Source organism: Luteococcus sp. (assembly GCF_043424415.1).
Classification (GTDB): Bacteria; Actinomycetota; Actinomycetes; order Propionibacteriales; family Propionibacteriaceae; genus Luteococcus.
Genome location: NZ_JBHWOO010000051.1, coordinates 1 through 3,647, shown reverse-complemented (window position 1 = coordinate 3,647; position 3,647 = coordinate 1). Strand labels below are relative to the sequence as shown.

The 3,647-nt window shown below is 69.7% G+C and carries 3 protein-coding genes and 1 pseudogene; all 4 read left to right on the top strand.

From position 1 onward, the window contains the following. On the top strand, positions 1–151 hold a 151-nt coding region (locus tag ACHFFZ_RS02770; RefSeq protein ID WP_394275136.1), incomplete at its 5' end, for a nucleoside-diphosphate kinase. Continuing rightward, positions 148–1,260, top strand: a complete 1,113-nt coding sequence (locus ACHFFZ_RS02765) for a CPBP family intramembrane glutamic endopeptidase (RefSeq protein WP_394275135.1) — start codon at positions 148–150, stop codon at positions 1,258–1,260. The genes ACHFFZ_RS02770 and ACHFFZ_RS02765, both read left to right, overlap by 4 nt. A 55-nt stretch (positions 1,261–1,315) precedes the next feature. After that, positions 1,316–3,265 carry a TIGR03960 family B12-binding radical SAM protein gene (locus ACHFFZ_RS02760; protein ID WP_394275134.1) on the top strand — a complete coding sequence of 650 codons (1,950 nt, stop codon included), beginning with the start codon at positions 1,316–1,318 and terminating at the stop codon, positions 3,263–3,265. 263 nt (positions 3,266–3,528) lie between these two features. Then, positions 3,529–3,647 (top strand): annotated as a pseudogene (locus ACHFFZ_RS02755) (radical SAM protein); the annotation flags it as partial.

Genomic DNA, 3,647 nt, shown 5'->3' with positions numbered 1-3,647 from the left:
CAACGGCACCACGGACTCCGCCGTCGCCGCCCCCGGCACCATCCGCGGCGACCTGTCGCTGTTCAAGAACCGCAACCTCGTCCACGCCTCCGACGCGCCGGACTCGGCCGCCCGCGAGATCGGCATCTGGTTCCCGGAGCTCTCCGCGTGAGCCAGCAGCCCCACGACGATTCGGCGTCCGTCACCTCGCAGCCGGTTGCCCTGGCGCCTGACCCGCACGGGCCGATGCCGTCGGTGTCGATGCCGCAGGTCGAGCTGCCCGTCGAGGCGCGGGAGTACCACCACTTCTGGCGAACCCCGCTGTGGAGCTGGTGGCGTCCTGTGGTGGCCGTGGTCGTGGGGCTGCTGGTCTTCCTCGTCGTCTCCACCATCGCCGGCGCCCTCGCGATCGGCATCGACGTGGCGACGGGACGCACCAGCCAGTCGGAGCTGGAGAAGATGGGCTCGGGCCAGGTGAATGCCACCCCGGCGCTCTTCCTGTCCAACAACCTGGCCCTGGCCCTGCTCATCCCCTTGGCCCTGCTCATCTCCAAGGGCCTCTTCCGTCAGGGGCCGGGCTGGTTGGCGAGCGTCACCGGACGGATGCGCTGGGGCTGGATGGGCCGCTGCTTCGCCGTCCTGCTGCCGCTCTGGCTGCTCTACACCGGCCTCGACCTCTGGACGCGTTCCCAGACCCCCGAGGGCTTGGGCCTGCACGTCAACGGCGACACCTGGCTGCTGCTGGCCGGCATCCTGCTCACCACGCCCTTCCAGGCCGCCGGTGAGGAGTACGGCTTCCGCGGGGTGCTCAACCGCAGCGCGGCCGGTTTTTTCCGGCACCGCGGCGTCGCCCTGGTGGTGGGTGCGCTGTTCAGCTCGGCCCTGTTCATGCTCGCGCATGGCGCCGGCGACCTGTGGCTCAACATCTTCTACTTCTGCTTCGGGCTGGTGGCCTGCGGCATGACCTGGCGCACCGGCGGCATCGAGGCGGCCATCGCCATGCACGTGGTCAACAACCTGCTCGGCGAGCTCCTGATGCCCTTCACCGACATCTCCGGCATCTTCGACCGCCAGGCTGGCACCGCCGACGCCTCGGTGCTGATCGGGGTGGCCGTCACCCTGGTCGGCTGGGCACTGGTGGAGTGGCAGGCCCGCCGTGCCCAGGTGGTGCGCTCCAGCGCCCCCGGCCGGGAGCGCCAGCGGGAGCTCGAGGCGAAGCTCGCCGCCTGGCAGCAGCAGGTGATTGCCTGGCAGCAGGCGCAGGCCCAGCCTCGGTCCTGAGCGTCGCTCTCGGAATTGAGCCAGGGCGCGAGGTGCCGACTACGCTGGGCGCATCATGACTTCTGTTTCCACCGGGGCGCCCGCTGCGCCCGAGAGCCTCTTCGGCCGCCTTGAACCCCTCCTTGCCCAGGTGAGCAAGCCGATCCAGTACGTCGGCGGCGAGCACAACCAGGTGGTCAAGGCCTGGGACGACGTCGAGGTGCGCTGGGCCCTGATGTACCCCGACGCCTACGAGGTCGGCCAGCCCAACCAGGGCGTCGCCATCCTCTACGAGATCCTCAACGAGCGCGACTGGATCATGGCCGAGCGCAGTTACGCGATCTGGCCCGACCTGGAGAAGCTGATGCGCGAGCGCGGCATTCCCCAGTTCACCCTCGACCAGCACCTGCCGGTGGCGCGCTTCGACGTGCTGGGGCTGAGCTTCTCCACCGAGCTCACCTACACCAACATGCTCAACTCGCTCGACCTGGCCGGCATCCCGGTCCACTCGGCCGAGCGCACCGACGAGCACCCCGTCGTCCTGGCCGGCGGCCACGCCGCCTTCAACCCCGAGCCGATCGCCGATTTCATCGACGCCGCCATCCTGGGCGATGGCGAGGAGGCGGTGCTCCTGGTCAGCGAGATCATCCGCGACTGGAAGGCCGAGGGGCGCCCCGGTGGCCGCGACGGTCTGCTGCTGCGCCTGGCCACCACCGGTGAGGTCTACGTGCCGCGCTTCTACGACGTCAGCTACCTGCCCGACGGTCGCATCCAGCGCGTGGCGCCGAACCGCCCCGGGGTGCCCTTCCAGGTGCGCAAGCACACCCTGATGGACCTGGACCAGTGGCCCTACCCGGCCAAGCCCCTGGTGCCGCTGGCCGAGACCGTGCACGAGCGCTACTCGGTGGAGATCTTCCGCGGCTGCACCCGTGGTTGCCGCTTCTGCCAGGCGGGCATGATCACCCGCCCGGTGCGCGAGCGCAACATCGAGACCATCGGCCAGATGGTCAACGGCGGGCTCAAGGCTACCGGCCTCGAGGAGGTGGGCCTGCTCTCGCTGAGCTCGGCCGACCACTCCGAGATCGCCGAGGTCACCAAGCAGCTCGCCGACCGCTACGAGGGCACGAATGTCTCGCTCTCCCTGCCGTCGACCCGCGTGGACGCCTTCAACATCGACCTGGCCAACGAGCTCTCCCGCAACGGACGCCGCTCGGGCCTCACCTTCGCCCCCGAGGGTGGCAGTGAGCGGATGCGTCGTGTCATCAACAAGCAGGTGAGCGAGGACGACCTGATCAACACCGTCGCCACCGCCTTCGGCAATGGCTGGCGCCAGGTGAAGCTGTACTTCATGTGCGGCCTGCCCACCGAGACCGACGAGGACGTGCTGGCCATCGCCGGCATGGCCCGTCGCGTGATCGAGACCGGACGCCAAGTGGCCGGCACCAAGGACATCCGCTGCACCATCTCCATCGGCGGCTTCGTCCCCAAGAGCCACACCCCCTTCCAGTGGGCCGGCCAGGCCTCGCCGGAGACGATCGACCACCGCCTGCAGCTGCTGCGCGAGACGGTGCGCGGGGACAAGCAGTTCGGCAAGTCCATCGGCATGCGCTACCACGACGGCAAGCCGGGCCAGATCGAGGGCCTGCTGAGCCGGGGGGACCGTCGCGTCGGCAAGATCATCGAGGCGGTCTGGCGCGATGGTGGCCACTTCGACGGCTGGAGCGAGCACTTCTCCTATGACCGCTGGGTGGCCTGCGCCGAGAGTGCCCTGGCCGACGACCCGGTGGACCTGGCCTGGTACACCACCCGCGAGCGCGACTACGACGAGGTGCTGCCCTGGGACCACCTGGACTCCGGCCTCGACCGTGACTGGTTGTGGGAGGACTGGCAGGACGCCCTCGACGGCGGCGACGTCGAGGACTGCCGCTGGACTCCCTGCTACGACTGTGGCGTCTGCCCGCAGATGGACACCGAGATCCAGATCGGCCCCACCGGCCGCAGCCTGATCCCGCTCAGCGTCGTCTGAGCGACCGTCCCTGACGCGACGGCGCGTGCCCCGGGTGACTGGGCACGCGCCGTCGATGCGTTGAGGGGGGACTCAGGTGCCCAGGTCGCACCGGTCGGCGCGGGCGACGAACCACTGTGCACGTCCAGAAGCCACTGGGCACGCGATCCAGCACGTGCCCAGTGGAACTCCCGCGTGCACAGTGGGGCTGGCGCGGCCATGTCAGCAGTGGCCGATCACCTCGGGAATGAGGCCCAGGAGGCCGGGTTGGCTAGGATCACCGGGTGGCTCGACAGCAACCAGAACAGCAGGCACCTCCGGCACAGTGGCTCCGCGTCCAGTACGCCAAGCGCGGCCCGGCCCGGTTCACCTCCACCCGCGACTTCGGTCGCGCCTTCGAGCG

Coding starts and splice junctions, on each gene's coding strand:
- ACHFFZ_RS02760 (WP_394275134.1), top strand. CDS start 1,316: ATGACTTCTGTTTCCACCGGGGCGCCCGCTGCGCCCGAGAGCCTCTTC.